The sequence below is a fragment of the Streptomyces sp. NPDC058457 genome, assembly GCF_042720695.1.
In the GTDB taxonomy this organism is placed as follows: Bacteria; Actinomycetota; Actinomycetes; order Streptomycetales; family Streptomycetaceae; genus Streptomyces.
Genome location: NZ_JBHXLU010000002.1, coordinates 131,796 through 151,640 on the forward strand (window position 1 = coordinate 131,796; position 19,845 = coordinate 151,640).

General features: G+C 72.2%; 19 protein-coding genes. 13 read left to right on the top strand and 6 right to left on the bottom strand.

The window, feature by feature from the left end:
* The first annotated feature begins 57 nt into the window (after window positions 1–57).
* The gene (locus ACFWPS_RS02500) at window positions 58–399 is read left to right on the top strand and encodes an SCO4225 family membrane protein (RefSeq protein ID WP_383700028.1); all 342 of its coding nucleotides are present in this window, start codon (window positions 58–60) and stop codon (window positions 397–399) included.
* 73 nt (window positions 400–472) lie between these two features.
* On the opposite strand, the gene ACFWPS_RS02505 is transcribed toward ACFWPS_RS02500, so the two are convergent.
* Window positions 473–1,342 (bottom strand): LysR family transcriptional regulator, encoded by an 870-nt coding sequence (locus ACFWPS_RS02505; protein WP_383700030.1) that lies wholly within the window; start codon window positions 1,340–1,342, stop codon window positions 473–475.
* Between the two features lie 319 nt (window positions 1,343–1,661).
* On the opposite strand from ACFWPS_RS02505, the gene ACFWPS_RS02510 reads away from it, so the two are divergent.
* From ACFWPS_RS02510 to ACFWPS_RS02550, 9 genes are read left to right on the top strand one after another with little or no spacing between them, the layout of a single operon-like run.
* On the top strand, window positions 1,662–2,357 hold the full coding sequence (locus tag ACFWPS_RS02510; protein ID WP_383700032.1) for an alpha/beta hydrolase: 696 nt from the start codon (window positions 1,662–1,664) through the stop codon (window positions 2,355–2,357).
* Window positions 2,354–3,283: a sulfurtransferase gene (locus ACFWPS_RS02515; RefSeq protein ID WP_383700034.1), complete on the top strand. Its 930-nt coding sequence runs from the start codon at window positions 2,354–2,356 to the stop codon at window positions 3,281–3,283. The genes ACFWPS_RS02510 and ACFWPS_RS02515 overlap by 4 nt, the downstream gene beginning before the upstream one ends.
* Window positions 3,280–4,146, top strand: coding sequence for an ABC transporter permease (locus ACFWPS_RS02520; protein WP_383700036.1), 867 nt, complete (start codon window positions 3,280–3,282; stop codon window positions 4,144–4,146). The genes ACFWPS_RS02515 and ACFWPS_RS02520 overlap by 4 nt, the downstream gene beginning before the upstream one ends.
* A 5-nt stretch (window positions 4,147–4,151) precedes the next feature.
* A complete protein-coding gene (locus ACFWPS_RS02525; RefSeq protein ID WP_383700424.1) occupies window positions 4,152–4,868 on the top strand; it encodes an ABC transporter ATP-binding protein in 717 nt (238 codons plus the stop codon).
* On the top strand, window positions 4,865–5,842 hold the full coding sequence (locus ACFWPS_RS02530; RefSeq protein ID WP_383700038.1) for an ABC transporter substrate-binding protein: 978 nt from the start codon (window positions 4,865–4,867) through the stop codon (window positions 5,840–5,842). The genes ACFWPS_RS02525 and ACFWPS_RS02530 overlap by 4 nt, the downstream gene beginning before the upstream one ends.
* Window positions 5,843–5,865: 23 nt before the next feature.
* Entirely contained in the window at window positions 5,866–6,966 is a 1,101-nt protein-coding gene (locus ACFWPS_RS02535; RefSeq protein WP_383700040.1) for an LLM class flavin-dependent oxidoreductase, read from the top strand.
* 38 nt (window positions 6,967–7,004) lie between these two features.
* The gene (locus ACFWPS_RS02540; protein ID WP_383700042.1) at window positions 7,005–8,006 is read left to right on the top strand and encodes an ABC transporter substrate-binding protein; all 1,002 of its coding nucleotides are present in this window, start codon (window positions 7,005–7,007) and stop codon (window positions 8,004–8,006) included.
* Window positions 8,003–9,124 carry an acyl-CoA dehydrogenase family protein gene (locus ACFWPS_RS02545; protein WP_383700044.1) on the top strand — a complete coding sequence of 374 codons (1,122 nt, stop codon included), beginning with the start codon at window positions 8,003–8,005 and terminating at the stop codon, window positions 9,122–9,124. The genes ACFWPS_RS02540 and ACFWPS_RS02545 overlap by 4 nt, the downstream gene beginning before the upstream one ends.
* A complete protein-coding gene (locus tag ACFWPS_RS02550) occupies window positions 9,121–10,512 on the top strand; it encodes an FAD-binding oxidoreductase (RefSeq protein ID WP_383700046.1) in 1,392 nt (463 codons plus the stop codon). Before ACFWPS_RS02545 ends, ACFWPS_RS02550 begins: the two co-directional genes overlap by 4 nt.
* Window positions 10,513–10,526: 14 nt before the next feature.
* Here ACFWPS_RS02550 and ACFWPS_RS02555 read toward each other — a convergent pair whose 3' ends face one another.
* Entirely contained in the window at window positions 10,527–11,378 is an 852-nt protein-coding gene (locus ACFWPS_RS02555) for a helix-turn-helix domain-containing protein (protein WP_383700048.1), read from the bottom strand.
* A gap of 8 nt (window positions 11,379–11,386) precedes the next feature.
* Window positions 11,387–12,142, bottom strand: coding sequence for a DUF6879 family protein (locus ACFWPS_RS02560; protein ID WP_383700426.1), 756 nt, complete (start codon window positions 12,140–12,142; stop codon window positions 11,387–11,389).
* Window positions 12,143–12,331: 189 nt separating this feature from the next.
* Here ACFWPS_RS02560 and ACFWPS_RS02565 point away from each other — a divergent pair, with 189 nt between their 5' ends.
* Both ACFWPS_RS02565 and ACFWPS_RS02570 read left to right on the top strand, forming a co-directional pair.
* Complete coding sequence (locus ACFWPS_RS02565; protein WP_383700050.1) at window positions 12,332–12,535, top strand: hypothetical protein; 204 nt, start codon at window positions 12,332–12,334, stop codon at window positions 12,533–12,535.
* The gene (locus ACFWPS_RS02570) at window positions 12,532–12,720 is read left to right on the top strand and encodes a hypothetical protein (protein ID WP_383700052.1); all 189 of its coding nucleotides are present in this window, start codon (window positions 12,532–12,534) and stop codon (window positions 12,718–12,720) included. The genes ACFWPS_RS02565 and ACFWPS_RS02570 overlap by 4 nt, the downstream gene beginning before the upstream one ends.
* Window positions 12,721–12,733: 13 nt before the next feature.
* Here ACFWPS_RS02570 and ACFWPS_RS02575 read toward each other — a convergent pair whose 3' ends face one another.
* On the bottom strand, window positions 12,734–14,185 hold the full coding sequence (locus ACFWPS_RS02575; protein WP_383700054.1) for an MFS transporter: 1,452 nt from the start codon (window positions 14,183–14,185) through the stop codon (window positions 12,734–12,736).
* A 142-nt stretch (window positions 14,186–14,327) separates the two neighbouring features.
* On the opposite strand from ACFWPS_RS02575, the gene dusB reads away from it, so the two are divergent.
* Window positions 14,328–15,515: a tRNA dihydrouridine synthase DusB gene (gene dusB / locus ACFWPS_RS02580; RefSeq protein WP_383700056.1), complete on the top strand. Its 1,188-nt coding sequence runs from the start codon at window positions 14,328–14,330 to the stop codon at window positions 15,513–15,515.
* A gap of 26 nt (window positions 15,516–15,541) precedes the next feature.
* Here the strand turns inward: dusB and ACFWPS_RS02585 are convergent, their stop codons facing one another.
* Window positions 15,542–17,113, bottom strand: a complete 1,572-nt coding sequence (locus ACFWPS_RS02585) for a sulfatase-like hydrolase/transferase (RefSeq protein ID WP_383700428.1) — start codon at window positions 17,111–17,113, stop codon at window positions 15,542–15,544.
* A gap of 793 nt (window positions 17,114–17,906) precedes the next feature.
* A complete protein-coding gene (locus ACFWPS_RS02590) occupies window positions 17,907–19,844 on the bottom strand; it encodes a glycogen debranching N-terminal domain-containing protein (protein WP_383700058.1) in 1,938 nt (645 codons plus the stop codon).
* Between the last annotated feature and the right edge of the window lies 1 nt (window position 19,845).

Here is a 19,845-nt window from a genome sequence, read left to right on the forward strand (position 1 = left end):
TGCCCCGACGATGCAGTGAGGGAGAGGAACCGACGACCGGCCACGGGGGAGACGACGATGGAAACCGGCCCGGCCCGCACCGTTGTCCGGCTGATGCTCACCAACCGCCTCTCGGTGGCCTACCTCGTCCTGGTCGCCGTCGTCATCGCCAAGGCCACCGTCGACTCCGGCAACGCGGACGGCCACGGTTCCGACTACGCCTGGCTCTGGCCGCCCCTGGTCACGTTCCCGGTGTTCCCGCTGCTCTCGGCGCTCGGCCGGACGGCCTGGCGCACGGACACCCCGAACTGGTTCTTCATCGGCACGGTCGTCGTCTCGGCGCTGCTCCAGTCCCTGGTCCTGGGCGTCCTGCGGCAGGCCGTCCTGGCCCGGCACCGCCGCTCGGTCCACTCCTGCTGACCGCGGCCCGCCGTCTTCACGACAGGGTGCACGTCGCCGTGGCAGGGCAGCCGTCTTCGCGGCAGGGCAGCCGTCAGATCCCGTCCGTCGCCGCCCCGCCGAGCAGTTCCCGGGCTGCGGCGAACGCGGCCCGTACCGTCGTGGGGTCGGCGCCGGGGCGGGCGAGGGCGCTCATCGGGATGGGGGTGACGGCGGGCAGGCCGTCGTACCGGGTCAGGCCGTCCGGGGCCGCGCCGACCGCGGCGATGAGGGCGACGCCCTGCCCGGTGCGGGCGATGTCCAGGACGCCCGCGAGATAGCCGGCGTCACCGACGACCGTGGCCGGCACACCCTGCGCGGCGAGGGTGGCGATGGCCCGGTGGCGGATGGCGCAGGGCTCCTCGATGGCGACCAGCGGCACGGGGGAGGGGGCGTCGGGCCGCCGCCAGCCGGGCGTCGCGTGCCAGGAGAGCGGAAGGCCGCCGACGGGCGTGCCCTCGGTGGCGGCGGCCTCGGTGACGTACACCGCCACGTCCACGCTGCCCCGCTCGACCGCTTCCACCAGCCGTGCGGAGCGGTCGATGCGGTACCGGACCCGGCAGCCGGGCCGCACCTCCTGGACGGCGGCGGTGAGCCGGGGCAGGAACTGGTCCGCCGCGTGCTCGGTGGAGCCGATGGTGACGGTGTCCCCCTCCGCGTCCAACAGCACCCGCACGGCCTCGTCGTGGACGGCGAGGATGCGCCGGGCCTGTTCGAGCAGCAGGCGTCCCTCGGGGGTGAACCGGGTGCCGCGGCCCTCGCGTTCGACCACGGGGTGCCCCAGCGCCTTCTCCAGTCTGCGCACGTGCTGGCTCACCGCCGACTGGCTGAGGGCGAGCGCGCGGGCGGCCCGGTGGAAGCCGCCGCAGTCGGCCACCGAGGTCAGGCTGCGCAGGGCCACGATGTCGAGGACGGGTCGGGACATAGCGGTGACGGTAGCCGTTTCCCCGACCGATCGCGATCCCTGATCGGTTTCGATGCGGAATCATCGTTGGACGCGTTCGGTCACCGCCGCTCATGATGGACGCATGTTCGCGACCGCCACGGCTGCCCTTCTGACGCAGCGCCGAGTCATCGACTTCGGCGTGGCGTGCAGCGCCCGCTGTCGCTGATTCCTCCGCGCGTACGCGCGCCCTTCCGCTGCCCCCGGCGAACCCGCCCCGTGACTGACACGTGCCGGTGACGGCCGCCTTTCCTCCCCTTTTTTTCTCATCCCTCTGCTCCGGAACGGGAGTTGCCCTCTCATGTCCTTCTCCTGGGACGAACCCGAAGGCCTCGCCGCGCGCGGCACCCTGATCGTGCTGGCCGGCCGCGGCGAACACGGCGGTGTGTACGAACGGTTCGGCCGCCGGCTGGCCTTCGACGCCTACCGCGTCCGCGCCCTCGGCGACCCGGTCGCCGACCCGGCGGTCCTCGACGAGGCCGCCAAACTCCTCGCCGACGGGTCACTGCCCGGCCCCAAGGTCCTGGTCGGCTCGGACACCGGCGCCCGGTACGCCGTACAGCTGGCCGCCGAACCGGCCTCCGGCGCCGACGCCCTGATCCTGGCCGGGCTGCCCACCGGGCCCTGGGCGGCCGGCGACTGGGAGACCGAGATCGAGGCGCGCACCGCCTGCCCCACCCACCAGGCCCGGCTGACCGGCGACCCCGCGTTCCGCCGCGGAGCCCTCGACACCACACCCGACCTGCCGGAACTCCGCCTGGACCGGGTGCGGGTGCCGGTACTGGCCCTGCACGGCAAGGACGACACGGTCAGCCCCCTGGCGGCGGCCCGCGCGGCCTACGCGGGTTCCCCGGCGCACCTGGTGGAGTTCACCGGCGGCCGCCACGACGTCCTCAACGACGCCCTGCACCGCACGGCCGCCGCCACCGTCGTGCTGTTCCTGGAGCGGCTGCGCCTCTCGCCCGAGCTGCCCCTGATCGCGGAGGGCCTCGCATGAGCCGCCGGGTCCTGACCACCGCCGCCGAACTGCGCGACCTGCTCGGCTCCGACCGGCCGCCCGCCGTCCTGGACGTCCGCTGGGCGCTGGGCGACCCGCACGGCCGCGACCACTACGCCGACGGCCACCTCCCGGGCGCGGTCTACGTCGACCTCGACACCGAACTGGCCGCGCCGCCCTCGCCGCGGGACGGCCGCCATCCCCTGCCCGACCTCGACACCTTCCGGTCGGCGGTACGGCGCTGGGGCGTGCGCGAGGGCCAGGCCGTCGTCGTCTACGACGACCTGGGCAACACGGCGGCCGCACGGGCCTGGTGGCTGCTGCGGTACGCGGGCCTCGCCGACGTCACGCTCCTCGACGGGGCGCTGGGCGCCTGGCGGGCGGCCGGGCTGCCGCTGGAGACCGGGACCCCGGCCGCTACGGCGCCCGGAGACGTCGTACTCCGGGCGGGCGCACTGCCGGTCACGGACGCCGACGGCGCCGCCGAACTCGCCGCCGGCGGGCTGCTGCTGGACGCGCGGGCCGGTGAGCGGTACCGGGGCGAGGCCGAGCCGGTGGATCCGAGGGCCGGGCACATCCCGGGCGCGGTCTCCGCACCGACCGGCGAGAACCTCGCCGCCGACGGCACCTTCCTCCCCGCCGACGCGCTGCGCGAACGGTTCGGGAAGGCGGGCGCGGGCGAGGCCACCCGGATCGGCGTCTACTGCGGCTCCGGGGTCACCGCCGCCCACCAGATCGCGGCCCTGGAGATCGCCGGGTTCGAGGCGGTGCTGTTCCCCGGCTCCTGGTCGGCGTGGTCCGCGGATCCCGCCCGCCCGGCGGCGACGGGCCCCCTGCCGTCCGGGCCGCACTCTGTCGTGAGGGGTTCCGCCGTGGATTCCGCCGTGGGTTCTTCCGTGGGGGGCTCCACGGGGGGTTCCTCATGACGGCCGAATCGCTGAAGGCCGCCGTTCCCGCGCCGCAGGCCGCGCCCACGGCCGGGCGGGTCACGATCCGTGGCACCGTCCGGCAGGGCCGTCGGCCGTCCGTGCCCCGTTCCGTGCGCCGCGCCGCCGGACCGGTCGGCCTGGTCCTGCTCTGGTTCCTGGCCTCCGCCACCGGCATCCTCCCGGAGTCCGTGCTGGCCTCCCCGGTGGACGTGATCGGACAGGCCGTCGACCTCACCAAGGACGGCGAACTGCCCCGCGCCATAGCCGCGTCGGGCCGCCGGGCCGCCATCGGCTTCCTCATCGGCGCCACGGTCGCCCTCGTCCTCTCCCTCCTCGCCGGCCTGTTCCGGCTCGGCGAGGACGTCATCGACTCCTCGATGGGCATGTTCCGGGCGATCCCCTGGGTCGGTCTGATCCCGCTGTTCATCGTCTGGTTCGGCATCGAGGAGACCCCGAAGATCGCCCTGGTCGCACTCGGCGTCACCTACCCCCTGTACTTCAACATCTACGGCGGCATCCGCTCCACCGACGCCCAACTCGTCGAGGCCGCCCGCATGATGGGCCTCGGCCGGCTCGGTCTCGTCACGTACGTGATCCTGCCGAGCGCGCTGCCCGGTGCCCTCGTGGGACTCCGGTACGCCCTGTCGACGGCCTGGCTGGCGCTGGTCTTCGCCGAGCAGATCAACGCGGACGCGGGCCTCGGCTACCTGATGAGCAACGCCCAGCAGTACTTCCGCACCGACGTCATCGTGCTCTGCCTGGTCGTCTACGCCCTGCTGGGCCTGGCCTGCGACTTCGCCGTACGGATCCTGTCCCGCCGGCTGCTGGCCTGGCGGGCCAACTTCGAGGGCGAGGCGTGAGCACCATGGCCAACAGCGTGGAGATACGCGGGCTTTCCCGGGCCTTCGACGGCAACACCGTCCTGCACGACCTCGACCTCGACCTGCGCGAGGGCGAGTTCGTGGCCCTCCTCGGGCACAGCGGCTGCGGCAAGTCGACGCTGCTCAGGATCCTCGCCGGACTCGACGACGAGATCGGCGGCGAGGTGACCGTACCGGTGCGCCGCAGCGCCGCGTTCCAGTCGCCGCGGCTGCTGCCCTGGCTGAAGGTGTGGCGCAACGTCGTCCTCGGCCTGCCCGGCCGCCCCGACCGCGCACTCGCCGCGAAGGCCCTGGACGAGGTGGGCATCGCCGACCGCGCCGCGGTGTGGCCGAAGACCCTCTCCGGCGGCCAGGCCCAGCGGGTCTCGCTGGCCCGCGCCCTGGTCCGGGAGCCCGAACTGCTCCTCCTGGACGAGCCGTTCGGCGCCCTCGACGCCCTCACCCGCGGCAGGGTCCAGCAACTCGTCGCCGAACTCTGGCAGTCGCACGGCTGCGCGGTCCTCCTCGTCACCCACGACGTGGAGGAGGCACTGCTGCTCGCCGACCGGGTGCTGGTGATGGACGGCGGCCGGATCGCCCACGAACTCACCGTCGACCTGCCCCGCCCCCGCGACCTGACCACCCCCGACTTCGTCTCCCTGCGCGCCCGGCTGCTCGGCTGGCTCGGCGTCACCCGCACTCTGGAAGGAACCCCCTCGTGACCAGCGGAACCCGCAGAATCGCCGCCACCGTGCTGAGCGCTCTCACCCTCCTGGCGCTGACCGCCTGCGGCGCGGACTCCTCGGCGGACGCCTCCTCCAAGGGGCAGGTCACCCTCACCATCGGCGACCAGGCCAAGACCCTGCAGACGATCGTGGCCGCCTCCGACGCCCTCAAGGGCGCCGGGTACAAGGTGAAGTGGGCCGAGTTCGAGGGCGCGGCCCCGCTCTACCAGGCCGTGCAGGCGGGCGCCGCCGACACCGGGTTCTCCGCCGACCTGCCCGCCCTGCAGGCGCTCAGCGGTGGGGTGAAGCTCAAGAACATCGCCGCCCTCAAGAACGACGGCACCCATGTCGGCATCGTCGTCCGCAAGGACTCCGGCATCGACAGCGTCAAGGACCTCAAGGGCCAGAAGGTCGTCGTCTCCTCGGCCAAGGGCAGCGTCTCGGAGTACCTGCTGGCCAACGTGCTCAAGCAGAACGGGCTCAGCTACAAGGACGTCCAGGTGCAGTACCTGCTGCCGACCGACGCGCAGGCCGCCTTCTCCTCCGGGAAGATCAAGATCTGGGCGACCTTCGGCGTCTACCAGGCCGTCGGTCTGGAGCAGGGCGGCCGGCTGCTCGTCGACGGCGGGGACGGCCGGGTCAGCGGCATCGGCTTCGTCAACGCCTCCGACAAGGCCCTCGCGGACACCTCGAAGAAGGCCGCGCTGTCCGACTTCCTCAAGCGCCTCGGCACGGCCCTGAAGTGGACCAGCACCCACCAGGACGCGTACGCGAAGGCCATCGAGCAGCGCAACGGCGCCGACGCCTCCGTGGCCAAGACCCTCGCCTCCGCCGCGTACAGCCAGGTGCTGCCGATCACCTCCGACGTGAACACGACCGTCCAGGGCGTCGCCGACCTCATGAACGGCATCGGCGTGCTCGACCCGAACGTCGACGTGGCGAAGTCCGCCGACACCTCTCTCCTCAAGTGACTTTTACGACACAGGAGTCCACCATGCCCGTCGAGTTCATCAGCGCCGTCCACACCGACGCCGGAGCCTCAGGACCCGCCGCCTCCAGCCGTACCGGCCTCGACGTCGACCACCTGCGCAGGTACGCCCGCGCCCTGGACGACGGCGGCTTCGACCACACCCTGGTCGCCTACCACTCGGCCTCCCCGGACGCCTTCCAGGTCGCCCAGTTCGTCGCCACCCACACCGAACGCGTCCGCCCGATCCTCGCCCACCGCCCCGGCGTGATCTTCCCGACCCACGCGGCCCGCGCCCTCGCCACCCTCGACCAGATCAGCGACGGCCGCCTCACTCTCCACGTCATCTCCGGCGGCAACGACGAGGAGCAGCGCCGCGAGGGCGACTACCTCGACAAGGCCGAGCGGTACGAGCGTTCCGACGAGTACATCCAGATCCTCCGGAAGGTCTGGCAGGCCGACGGCCCGGTCTCGCACGAGGGCAGGCACTTCAGGTTCGAGGGCTACTACTCGGACGTGAAGCCCGTGCACGGCCTGGTCCCGATCTCCGTCGGCGGCTCCTCGCAGGACGCCTACCGGGTCGGCGGGCAGCAGGGCGACATCTTCGGCCTGTGGGGCGAGCCGCTCAAGGAGACCGCCGAGCAGATCGCCGCCGTCAACGCGGTCGCCGACGCGGCCGGCCGCCCGCACCCCAGGATCTGGGTCTCCTTCCGCCCGATCATCGCGCCCACCGAGGAACTCGCCTGGGAGAAGGCGCACCGCACCCTCGGCGTCCTCAAGGACCAGGCCCGCAACACCGAACTGCTCCGCCACTACCGCACCGCAGGGCGTCCGGCGAACGTCGGCTCCCAGCGGCTGCTCGACATCGCCGAGCGCGGCGAGGTCCACGACCGCTGCCTGTGGACCGCCCCCGCCGTCGCCACCAACGCGGCCGGCGCCTCCACCGCCCTCGTCGGCACCCCCGAGACCGTCGCCCAGGCCCTCCTCGACTACGTCGACATCGGCTGCGACCTGCTGTCGATCCGCGGCTACGACCCGCTCAACGACGCCATCGACTACTCCCGGCACGTCCTCCCCCTGGTCCGCCAGGAACTGGCCCACCGCGCCGCGACCGCACCCGCCGCCTGACACCCCTGTCGACTCTGCGAGTACCCCATGGAGACCCCGTGTTGTTGCCCCGCGCCCTGCGCACGCCCGCCGCCCTGCTCACCGCCCTCCTGCTGCCCTTCGCCGCGGCCTGCGGCGGCAGCGCCCAGGCCGACTCCGAGGCCGACGTCACCCTGCGGGTCGGCGCGACCGGCTGGAAGGTCGAGGAGGCGGTCCTGAAGTTCGCCCACCTCGACGACACCCCCTACAAGGTGAAGTGGAGCGTGTTCCAGGGCGGCGACCAGCAGCTGCAGGCCGTCCGCGCGAACGCCCTCGACCTCGCCTCCTCCAGCGAGATCCCGCCGGTCTTCTCGGCCGCCGACGGCAGACCGAACTTCAAGGTCGTCGCCGTCCAGCAGGGCACGACCCTCAACCAGGAGGTCGTCGTACCCAAGGGCTCGAAGGTGACCGGCATCGCGGGCCTGAAGGGCAAGAAGGTCGGCTACGTCAAGAACACCACCGCCCACTACTTCCTCTACGAACTCCTGAAGCGGGCGGGCCTGACCTGGTCCGACATCGACGCCAAGCCCCTCCTCCCCAACGACGGCCTGGCCGCCCTCAACGGCGGCTCCATCGACGCCTTCGCCTCCTACGGCACCTCGATCATCACCGCCCACCAGCAGGGCGCCACGACCGTCGGCTCCGGCGCGGACATCCTCTCCGGCAACTTCCTCTGGTCGGCCCGCGACAGCGTCCTGAAGAACTCCGCCGAGAAGACGGCGGCGGCCGACCTGATCGCCCGGATCACCAAGGCGTACGCGTACGTCCGCGACGGCCACGAGGCCGCCTTCGCCAAGGTGATCTCGCAGAACACCCACCAGCCCGTCGCCCAGGCCGAACAGGACCTCACCGCCCAGCAGAAACAGCGCCCCACCCGGGCCCGCACGGTCGACGGCACGGCGATCGCCTCCGAGCAGAAGGTGGCCGACGCCTTCACCGAACTCGGCGCCCTGCCCTCCCGCCTGGACGTGAAGTCGTTCTGGACCACCGCCCTCGACGCCGACCTGAAGAAGGCCCTGTGACCGTGCCCGAGACCGTGGAGCGCATAGCCGAACTGGCCGCCGGTCACGACCACTCCGGCGAGTTCCCCGCCCAGTCCCTGCACCTGGTCCACGAGGCGGGCTGGCTCACCGCGACCATCGGCCGGCAGTACGACGGCCGGGGCGCCGGCGTCGAGGAGACGGCCCGCATCCTGCACACCATCGGTCAGGGCGACCCCTCCGTCGCCCTCATCACGGCGATGACCCTGGCCACCCACGCCCGCCAGGCGGCGCGCCCGCACTGGCCGGAGGCGCTCTACGCGCGCGTGCTGAAGGAATCCGCGGAGCGCCCGGTCCTCGTCAACCACGCGCGCGTGGAGCCCGAACTGGGCTCCCCGGCCCGGGGCGGCCTCCCGGCCACCCTCGCCCGCCGCACCCCGGACGGCTGGTCGATCAGCGGCACGAAGAGGTTCGTGACCGGCGCGGAGGGCCTGGACTGGTTCCTGGTGTGGGCGACGACCGACGAACCGGAGCCGAGGGTGGGCACCTTCCTGGTGCCGGGCGACTCACCCGGCATCGAGGTCACCGGCCGCTGGGACCAGCTGGGCCTGCGGGCGAGCGGCAGCCACGACGTGACGTTCCGGGCCGTCGAGGTACCGTACGAGCACGTCATCGGCATCGGCCCGTACGGCACCGCCGCCGAGCAGGACAACCGGGCAGGCGCCGCCCTGCACCTGCCTCTCGCGGCGCTCTACCTGGGCGTGGCGCGGTCGGCGCAGTCCTTCTTCCACACGTTCGCGCACACGCGCGTGCCCGCCAACCTCGGCCACCCGGTGGCCCGCACGGAACGCTTCCGCAGAACGGCCGGCGAGATCGAGGTGCTCCTCACGGCCGCCGAACAGCTGGTGTTCGACGGGGCCACCCGGGTCGACGCGGCCGAGACCTCGTACACCCCGGAACAGGCCCTCGGCGCGCGCGTGCTGGCCGACCGGCACGCGGTACGGGCGGTCGAACTGGCCGTACGCCTGCTCGGCAACCCCGGGCTGGCCCGCGGCAACCCCCTGGAGCGGCACTTCCGCGACATCCAGTGCGCGCCGGTGCACGCACCCCAGGAGGACATCTCCCTACTGGCGATCGGAACGAAGGCCCTGACCCCGTGACCACAGCGGACACCACCACGACCACCACCACTACCGCCCCCGCCCGGCTGCTCGGCCTGCTCGCCCGGGACCTGCCGCCCGACCGGCTGGCCACCGACCCCCGCACGCTGGCCGCGCACGCGAGCGACCGCTCCGGCACCCGCCCCGAGGGGCTGCCCCTGGCCGTCGTCCACGCCCGGCGCACCGAGGACGTGACGGTGACCCTGCGGCACGCGCACGCCCTGCGGGTACCGGTGGTCCCCCGGGGCGCGGGCACCGGCCTGTCGGGCGGGGCGGCGGCCGGTGACGGCTCCCTGGTCCTGGACCTGTCCGGGATGAACCGGATCCTCGAGCTGTCCCCGGAGGACCAGCTGGCGGTCGTCGAACCGGGCGTGATCACGGCGGACCTGGACCGCGCGGCGGCCGCCCACGGGCTGCGCTACGCGCCCGACCCGGCGAGCGCCGCCCTGTCCACGATCGGCGGGAACATCGCCACCAACGCGGGCGGCCTGCGCTGCGCCAAGTACGGCGTGACCCGGGACAGCGTGCTGGGCCTGGAGGCGGTCCTCGCGGACGGCACGGTGGTCGCGACAGGCCGCCGTACTGTCAAGGGCGTCACCGGCTACGACCTCACCGGGCTGCTGACCGGTTCGGAGGGCACCCTCGCGGTGATCACCGGGGCGACTCTGCGACTACGGCCGCTGCCCGCCGCCACAGCGACACTGGCCGCGTACTTCGCCACCTTCGAGGCGGCGGCGCAGGCGTCGTACGCGATCGCGCGCGCCGGGGTGGTGCCGGCCCTCGCGGAACTGCTCGACGGACCGGTCCTGGAGGCCGTCGACCCGGTCCTGCGCGAGCGCGGCGCCGCCCTGCTGATCGTGCAGTGCGACGGCGCCGGGGCGGCCACCGAGGCGCAGGCGGTGGCGGACGTCCTCACCCCCCTGGCCACGAGCGTGCGGACCACCACCGACCCCGCCGAGGCGGAGGCCCTGCTGTCCGCCCGCCGCCGTGCGCTCCCCGCGCTGGAACGCCTCGGCCGCCCCCTCATCGAGGACATCGCGGTACCCCGCTCCCGGCTCGCCGAGGCGGCCGCCGGGATCCGCGCGATCTCCGCCCGCCACGGGACACCGGTCTTCACCATCGCCCACGCGGCCGACGGCAACCTGCACCCGATCATCGTGGTCGACCCGGCCCTGGACCGCCTGCCGGACGCGGCCTGGGAGACGGCGGGCGAGATCTTCGCCCTGGCCCTGCGCCTGGGCGGCACCCTCACCGGCGAACACGGCGTCGGCGTCCTCAAGCGCCAGTGGGTCGCCGACGAACTCGGCCCTGCCGCCCACGCGTTGCAACGCCGCCTCAAGAACGCCTTCGACCCGCACGGCATCCTCAACCCGGGCAAGGCCCTGTGAGCCCTTCCCGCGTGTCAGGCGCGGTCGAGGGTCCGGCGGGCCCGGTTGACGAGGTTCTGGGCGTCCGCGCCGAAGACGGCCGACTCCCGCAGGGTGCGCCAGACCTTGAAGTGGGTCGCGACGCTGTCGGCGTCGTCGAGCCAGAGCTCGGCATGCCAGTTCTCTACGACGACCTGTTGCTCGTCGTAGATCCAGAAGCCGCCGCCGGGCGGGATCTTCAGAGTGGCGCCGATCGGTACTATTCCGAGCTCGACGGTGTCCAGGCCGATCACGCCGGCGAGCCGGTCGAGTTGTGCGGCGAGCACAGAAGGCGGGCAGACCAACGCGCTGAGCACGGGCTCCCAGAGGAGGATGTGATACCTCCGGCCCGCGCTGTAGAGCCCCTCCTGACGCTTCATCCGGGAGCGCACGGCCGCCTCGATGTCCCGTACCGAGCCGTGCAGTTCGGTGAATCGGGTGAGAATCGCCCGCGCATAGTCGGGCGTCTGGAGCACGCCGACGATCCACGACGACTCCCAGGCGTGGAGCACCGCCGCCCGCGCCTGAGCCTCGTTGTGCGCGTCCTGGACCGCCTTGTGGCCGGCGGCGAGCTGGCGCCGCCAACTGCGGATGTGGGACTCGAGCCCCCGGAGGCGGGCTAGGAGTTCCCCGTCCGCCTCGGGCCGGCCGGTGGCCTCGGCCCAGGCCCGGAGCTCGTCGGCGGTGGCCGTCTGCTTGCCGTTCTCCAGCTTGCTGATCTTCGACTGGGGCCAGCCCAGCCGCTGGGCGAGGACGGTGCCGGTGAGCCGACCGCCGGGGGCGGACTCGCGCAGCTCTCGCAGACGCTCACCAAGCGCCGCGCGGGCCTGCTGGAAGTCGGTGCTCACCGGTCCTGTCACTGCTCCCTGGTGCTCATGCCGGCCAGGAAATCCCGGTACGGGACAGCGTGGTGCATGGCCGCGTCCCGGACCATGGCGTACCTGACCACCTCGGCCGGTTCGGTGATCAGCTCGACGTCGACCAGTTCGTCATCGTCGGTGAAGTTGAGAAGCGCCACCAGCCGGGAGTCGAAGAGCCAGAAGTCCTCGGTCGGGAGATGCAGGCGATCCGCCTCGGTGCGCGAGAGATTGCGGATGTCCTCGCCCAGAGCGGTGTTCTTCTCCGCGTACGCGAGCAGGTAGCGCTGCCCCTGGGTGGCGGGGTCGTCGACGAGGCGCACGCGTCCGACTCGTGCGCCGCCCGTGGTCTTCCCGCGGATCGTCACGGAATACGGGCTGCTCAGATCCCAGGTCGGCGTTTCACCCCGGACGAACTGTGCCCATGTGTCGGTCGCCTCGTCGGAGGCGTACCGGCGCCGGGTCTCCAACCGCCAGGCGCTGTGCTCGAACCGCTCGAAGAGCTGTCCGAACGCGTCCAGGTCGATGATCCTCGCGTTGCGCGTCACGTCCTTGGGCCCCCAGTCCGCGACGAGTTCGCGAGGTACGACGATCGGAACTTCTCCCTCGCTCAGGTGCCGCAGCTGTGCGATGTCCTCGGGGTCGGTGAGCGGCGGCCCGTGAACGATGATCTCGCCGCTGTCCGCGTCCTCGTGCACGGACGGGCAGCCGCCCTCGCCGCTGCCCGTGCCGTTGAAGCGCAATCGCCTCATGATCAGGCCCCTTTTGTCAGGTGTGGATCACGTAGTGCCCTCGGGTCTTCACCAGCTTTGCGTCATCGTTTGCTCGCCTGCTACGACTCAAGTGCCGCCGCATGAGAATGTCCGTGCATAAGTCACTGCCATGTGAGAATAACGGCGAATATCCGCTGTCGCCCGGAACTCCCGCAAGCCGACGCTGAGTTCATGACCACTGCACAGAAGCCCGGCGCGTCCGAAGCCGTCGAGGCGGTCGGCGTACTGCGCGGAGCGCTGGCGGGGGCGGGCATCGTCCTGCCGTCCCTGGGGGCCGACACAGCCTCCCCCGCCCTGAACCTGATCGACCTGGGGCGAGTACGCGCGGACGTCGCGCTGCGGCTCGCCGACGTGCTCCGGCGGGGGTGCGGATGAGCGCGCCGGTTTCCGACGAGGTGACCCTGTCCGCCGAGTGCACGCCGGCGAAGCGGCCCGGCTACCAGGACCTGCACCGTGAGTGCAGGCAGATCGCCGACGTGAGACTGCCGCACTCGAACGGCCTGCTGCTCATCCGCCGGTGCGGCTGCGGGTGCCACCGGTCCGGTGGTGATCAGCCGTGAGCGTACGCGTCCGTCAAACCCGCTCCGCCGCCCCCACGGCCTCCCGGATCTCCGGTGACTCCAGCCGCTGCGCGGCGCGCTCGGCGGTCGCGCGGGCCCAGCGGCCGTTCGTGACGGCGCCGAGGAGCAGGACCGCGAGGCCGCAGCCCGCGAGGATCCACCAGCCGGGGCGGGCGGCGGACACGAACTCGTCGGCGTACGACGACGAGCCGATCCCGGAGGCCAGCACCGCGCCGATCACCGCGACGCCCAGGGTCTGGCCCAGCTGGCGGCTGGTGGAGGCGACCGCGGCGGCCACGCCCGCCTGGGTCCTGGGCATGCCCGACACCGCCGTGTTGGTGATCGGGGCGTTCACGAAGCCGAAGCCGATGCCGAACAGGACGTAGCCGAGGAAGAGGGTGGTGTCCGAGGTCTCCGCCTCGAACGCGGCGAACAGGACCGCGCTGGCGGTCATCGCGACCCCGGCGATCACCAGTGGCAGGCGCGGGCCCCGGCTGCCGACCAGGCGGCCCGCCAGCGGGGCGCACAGGAACATCGGGACCGCCATCGGCAGCATCCACAGGCCCGCGTGCAGGGCGTCAAGGCCGCGCACGTTCTGCAGGTAGAGCGTGGACAGGAACAGGAAGCCGCCGAGCGAGGCGAACGCGCTGATGGCGGTCACGGTCGCGCCGCTGAACGGCGCGGAGCGGAAGAAGCGCAGGTCGATCAGGGGTTCGTCGCGCCTCGGCTCGTACCAGAGGAGGCCCAGCAGGGCGGCGAGGGCCACCGCGGCGAAGGGGAGGACCGTGCCGGTGCTCGCCGTCGGCGCTTCGATGATCGCGTACGTCAGGGAACCGAACAGGGCGATCACCAGGACCTGGCCGACCGGGTCGGGGCGGCGGGCCTTCGGTGCCCGGGACTCCGGCACGAAGCGCAGCGTCAGCAGCACGGCCGCGAGGCCCACCGGGATGTTGACCCAGAAGATCGCCCGCCAGCCCACGGACTCCACCAGCAGGCCGCCGACCAGCGGGCCGGCGGCCATGGATATGCCGACCACCGCACCCCACACCCCGATCGCCCGGGCCCGCTCACGCGGGTCGGTGAAGGTGTTGGTGATGATCGACATGGCCACGGGGTTGAGCATCGAGCCGCCCACCGCCTGGACCATGCGGAACGCGATCAGCGAGTCGAGGTTCGGCGCCAGGGAGCAGAGCAGCGAGCCGACCGAGAAGACGACCAGGCCCGTCATGAAGACCTTCTTGCGGCCGACCCGGTCGCCCGTCGACCCCGCGAGCATCAGCAGCGAGGCCAGGACCAGCGTGTACGCGTCGATCGTCCACTGCAGACCCGCCGTCGATGCGTGCAGCTCGCGCTGCATGGACGGCAGTCCGACATTGAGGGCGGTCGTGTCGAGGCTCACGATCAGCAGGCTCATGCAGCAGATCGCGAGGACGAGCATGCGTCTGCGGGGGCTCAGCTCGGGCATGGCTCTCATCGTACGCCCATTTCGATAGTGCGTCTAACTAATGAGTGATACATGATCGTGACGGACGCTGCGGGTGGGGCGGTTGTCCACAGGTGCGGCGAACGCCGGACGAGCACCGCGCGCCGTACGGGACAATGGGGGAATGCCCGAGCCCACGTCGCCCCTCCAGATCGGCCCGCACACCGTCCGGCCGCCGGTCGTCCTCGCCCCCATGGCGGGGATCACCAACGCGCCCTTCCGGACCCTGTGCCGGCACTTCGCCGAAGGCGAAGCCTTCGCCGGAGGCGAAGCAAAGGATGGGGCCAGTGGGGGCAAAGGGCTGTTCGTCAGCGAGATGATCACGACCCGGGCGCTGGTCGAGCGCAACGAGAAGACCATGCAGCTGATCCGCTTCGACGAGAGCGAGCGGCCCCGGTCCATCCAGTTGTACGGCGTCGACCCGGCCACCGTCGGCAAGGCCGTCCGCATGATCGCGGAGGAGGACCTGGCCGACCACATCGACCTGAACTTCGGCTGCCCGGTCCCGAAGGTCACCAGGAAGGGCGGCGGGTCGGCCCTCCCCTACAAGCGGAACCTGCTGCGCGCCATCCTGCGCGAGGCGGTGAGCGGCGCCGGCGACCTCCCGGTCACCATGAAGATGCGCAAGGGCATCGACGACGACCACATCACCTACCTCGACGCCGGCCGGATCGCCGTCGAGGAGGGCGTCACCTCGATCGCCCTGCACGGCCGCACCGCCGCCCAGCACTACGGCGGCACCGCCGACTGGGAGGCCGTCGCCCGCCTGAAGGAGCACGTCCCGGAGATCCCCGTCCTCGGCAACGGCGACATCTGGTCGGCCGAGGACGCGCTCAGGATGGTGCGGGAGACGGGCTGCGACGGAGTGGTCGTGGGACGCGGCTGCCTGGGGCGGCCGTGGCTCTTCGCCGACCTGGTCGCCGCCTTCGAGGGCCGGGAACAGGAGATCCTGAAGCCCTCTCTCCGGCAGGTCGCCGACATCATGGTCCGGCACGCCGGCCTGCTCGGCGAGTGGCTCGGCGACGAGTCCAAGGGCGTGGTCGACTTCCGCAAGCACGTCGCCTGGTACCTCAAGGGCTTCGCGGTCGGCAGCGAGATGCGCAAGCGCCTCGCCATCACCTCGTCCCTGGCGGAACTCCGCGCGGGGCTGGACGAGCTGGACCTCGACCAGCCCTGGCCCGCCGGCGCCGACGGGCCCCGCGGCCGTACGTCCGGCAACAACCGGGTGGTGCTGCCGGACGGCTGGCTGAAGGACCCGTACGACTGCGCGGGTATCGGCGAGGACGCGGAACTGGATACGTCCGGCGGCTGAGCCGGCACCCACGGCGGCCGGTGCGGCTAGTTGGTCTTCGGGTGCGGCGTGGAGCCGTACGCCGTCAGGAACTTGTCGCGGAACGCGCTCATCTTCCACACCGGGGCGTTGTGCGCCGGGCGCAGACCGTCGGTCCAGTTCCAGGAGTCGATCGCGTCAAGGACCTTCGGGTCCTTGGCGACGATCGAGATCGGCACGTCACGGCTGGCGTGGTTGCCGCTGACCCGGGCGATCGGCTGGTGGTCGCCGAGGAAGACGAGCACCGTGTTGTCGTTGCCGTAGCGCTCCAGCCACTCGGTGAGTGCGGTCACCGAGTACTGGACCGACTTGCCGTACTCCTGGCGGGACTTGGTGGTGTCGGCGATGACGTCTGAGGCCTTGTTGCCGGCCTTCTGGATGGCGTTGAAGATCGAGCCGTCGCCCAGCTGGTCCCACGGCACCATCTTCGGGATCGGCGCCCACGGCTGGTGGCTGGAGGTCAGGATCACGAACGACATCCGGGACTTGCCGTCGGCCGGCTTCTTGCTGTGCACCCGGTCCTGGAACTGCTGGAGCGCGTACTGGTCGGGCATCGTCGACCAGCTGAACTTCGGTCCCTTGTAGCCGAGCTGGAAGGCGTTGTAGACCTTGTCGAGGCCGTAGTAGCTCTGCTCCGGCCAGCCCTTCTGGATACCCGGCATCACACCGACCGTGTCGAAGGCACCGGTCTTCTGGAACGCCTTGGTGATGCTGAGGTGGTCGCTGGCCATGACGGTCCGGTAGCGCTGCTGGTTGCTGACCCACAGCCCCGACATGGTCGTGGAGTGCCCGAGCCAGCTGCTGCCGCCGTAGGTCGCCGACGTCAGCCAGCCGCTCTTCGCGTGGAAGCCGGCCTTCGCGAGCGCCTGGGTGCGGACGGCGAGCGTGTTGTCGACGCCGGGTGCCTCGATCGGGTCCTCGATGGCGCTGCGGCCGTAGCTCTCGATGAACGTGAAGACCACGTCCTTGCCGCGCAGGCTGGTCAGCAGCTGGTCGGGCGGGGTGTTCCCGAAGGCGTCCACCTTGGCGACCTTCTGGAACTCCGCCTCGTCGTGCAGGGTGTCCTTCACCTGCCGGGCCTTGATCTCCAGCGTGGTCGCGGTGCTGTCGGCGGCGAGCGGCACACCGCCGGCGAGCTGGACGCCGAAGGAGGAGCAGGTGATCCAGACGACACCGGCGATCAGAGTGCCCCGGGTGGCCCGCCCCGGATGCCGGGCCAGCAGATTGCTCAGCCGGATCGTCGCCAGCGCGAGCACCACGCACACGAGCAGCACGAGGACGACGGCGCCGATGCTGATGGCGAGGGTGGCCGTCCGGCCCATCGTGTCCTCGAGATACGACTCCGCGTCGCCGAGCAGGCTCCAGTCCAGGATGGCGTTGAAGCTCCGGCCCAGGTACTGCTTGAACCCCATGTCGAGGGCGTTGGCCAGGGTCAGCGCGCCGAGCACGACGCCGAACACCGCGGCCAGCACGATCCGGGGCCGCCGGGGCAGCGCCAGCGCGACGGCGGCCGCGATGATCCCCTCGGACGGCAGCCGCACGAACTTCGCGGGCCCCAGCTCGACGACGGTGTTCGGCATCACCAGCGCCGCGATCACGAGCGCCGCACAGAGCACGGTGACACTGATCGACAGCACGGAGGCAGCGGTGGGATGCGCGTCCCGCCACCCCTCCCGCCGCTCCCGAACCCGCCCACTCCAGGCGGCCCAGCCGCGACGACGGGGGCGGGGAGCGCCTTCCGGGGCGGAAGCGGGGCCGCCTTCGGCGGTGGCTTCGGCCTCGGCACCGGGGTCGGTTTCGACGGCGGCTTCGGTCTCGGTGGCGGTCTCGGGCGCGGGTCCGGGGTCGGCGTCGTCGGCTATGGGCTCGGGTTCGGCCTCGGTGGCTATGAGCTCGGGCTCTGCCTCGGTTTCGGTCCCGGCGTCGGCTATGGGCTCGGCCTCGGTGGCGGCCTCGGGTGCGGCTTCATCGGCAGCGGGCTCGGGAGTGCCGGGCACCTCGGAAGCCGTTTCCCGCTCGTTCCGCTCGTTCCGCTCGGACTTCAGGACCTCGGACTCCTCCGGCGGGTTTTCGCGTTCGGACGGCCCGGACGGCGTGTCCGATGGCTGGCGAATGCTCGTGTGCTGAGACAACCCGGAGGTCCTTCCGTACGAGACCCGTGGAACGGAGGGCGGGCCGGCGCTCGGAGGCCGAACCCGCCACAATTCCGTACGGCTCTCTTTAGGCCCGTGCTCAGCCTATTCGGCAAACACCGGGCAAACACAGCATGCGGCGACGACAGGCACCCCTTTAGGGGCGCGGGGCTGTGTCAATTTGCGGCTCCGCCGCGTGGGCGCGACCAGCCCCCACGCACCCGCACATCACGCACGACCCTCACGCCCCGCCCACCGCGGTGAGCAGTGCCAGCGGAGCCGTCGCCGACCGCGACTCCCGTACGCACGCATGCGGATACGGCACCGGCTCCGGATGTGAGTCCCTGCCGTACCCGGCCAGCACCTCCGGCAGCCGGTGGCCGCCCGCCGTCGCCGCGTCCACCAGCCCGTGCGCCACGGCCCGGGCCTCGTCGTGCAGCCCGTACCGCGCCAGCCCCAGCGCGATCAGCGCGTTGTCATGCGGCCACACCGACCCGCGGTGGTACGACAGCGGGTGGTACGCCGCCTGCCCCGCGGCCAGCGTCCGCACCCCCCAGCCCGAGAAGAAGTCCGGCTCCAGCAACCGCCGCCCGACCACCTCTCCGTACTCCTTGTCCAGCAGCCCGGACCACAGCAGGTGCCCGGCGTCCGAGGCGAGCGCGTCGACCTGCCGTCCCTCCCCGTCAAGGGCCAGCGCGGGGAAAGCGGCCTCCCGCATCCAGAAGTCCTGCTGGAAACGGTCCCGCAGATCACCGGCGGCCTGTTCGAGGAGGGCCGCGTAGGTCTCGTCGGCCCACACCGTCCGCGCCAGCCACGCCGTCCGGCGCAGCGCGTCGTACGCGTACCCCTGCGCTCCCGCGGCCATCACGGTCCCCAGCGGCCGGCTGCCGTCGGCGGAGCAGATCGCGCCGGGGGAGTCCTTCCAGTTCTGGTTGGCGAGGCCGCCCTTGTCCGCGCGGTAGACGAGGTAGCCGCGCGAGGTCAGCCCGCCGTGGTCGAGCATCCACCCGACGGCCGCGCGGGCGTTGCGTTCGAGCCGCCGGGCCAGCTCGGCGTCCCCGGTCTGCTCGACGTACGCGCCCAGCAGGATCAGGAACAGCGGGGTCGCGTCGACCGACCCGTAGTAACGCCCGTACGGCACCTGCCCGAAGTGGGCCAGCTCGCCGTGCCGTACCTCGTGGACGATCTTCCCCGGCTGGGCCACGGAGTGCGCGCCGGTCTCGGTGGCCTGGGTGGCGGCGAGCGCGGGCAGGGTGGCGGCGGCCAGGTGCGGGCGGTAGGGCAGGGCGAAGAGCGAGGTGAGGAGGGCGTCGCGGCCGAGCAGGGTGAGGAACCAAGGGGCCCCGGCCGCCGGGACCTTGAGCTCCTCGCCGTCCGGGCCGGTGGCCGGCACCTGGAGGGTGGCGAGGTCGGAGAGACCGCGGGCGCAGGCCGCCGCCAGCTCCGGCCAGCCCGTCGGGAAGGCCACGCCTTCAACGAACTCACCCTCCAGCGCGAGGAGTTGTTCGTTCAGCGCGGCCGGGTCACGGGGCACCCGCAGCGCCCGCCGGTCGCCGTGCGGGCGTGCCATCACCCGTACCAGCAGTTCGGTGGTGCCGTGCGGTCCGAGTTCCAGCGTCCACACCATCCGCCGGGCGCCGGTCCCGGTCTCCTCCACGCCGTCCGGGGCCGGCTCGGCGGTGATCGTCGTACAGGACCGCCACTCGCCCCGGCGGTAGCCGAACTCCAGCCCGTCGTCGAGGACCTGACGGGAGCGGACGGCGCCGGCCTTGGTGTAGGTGCGGTGGTCGGCGCGGAGTTCGAACTGGTCGGTGAAGTCGGCGTCGGCGGTGATCGCGAGCCGGATCGTGGTCGGCACCGGGCGGTTGCTGGTGACCCGCAGGGACTCGACGAACGAGCCGTCGCCGACGGCCTGTTCACGGAAGAGCGTGTGTGCGGGCGGTTCCTGGCGGCCGCCGCGGGGGACCAGGACACAGCGCGTGCCGTCCCCGTCGCCGACCGGGGTGAGCGCCTCGGGCAGCGCCCCGTCGACCGTCAGCTGCCAGCGGCTGAGGTGCCGGGCGTCCCGTACGAATAACCCGTCCGGGGAACCGCCGCCCCGCACGCCGCTGATGTCGCCACGGTCGTCCACGGCCGCGAACGTCGCGCCGTGCACGAGCAGATGATGCCGGTCCGTCATC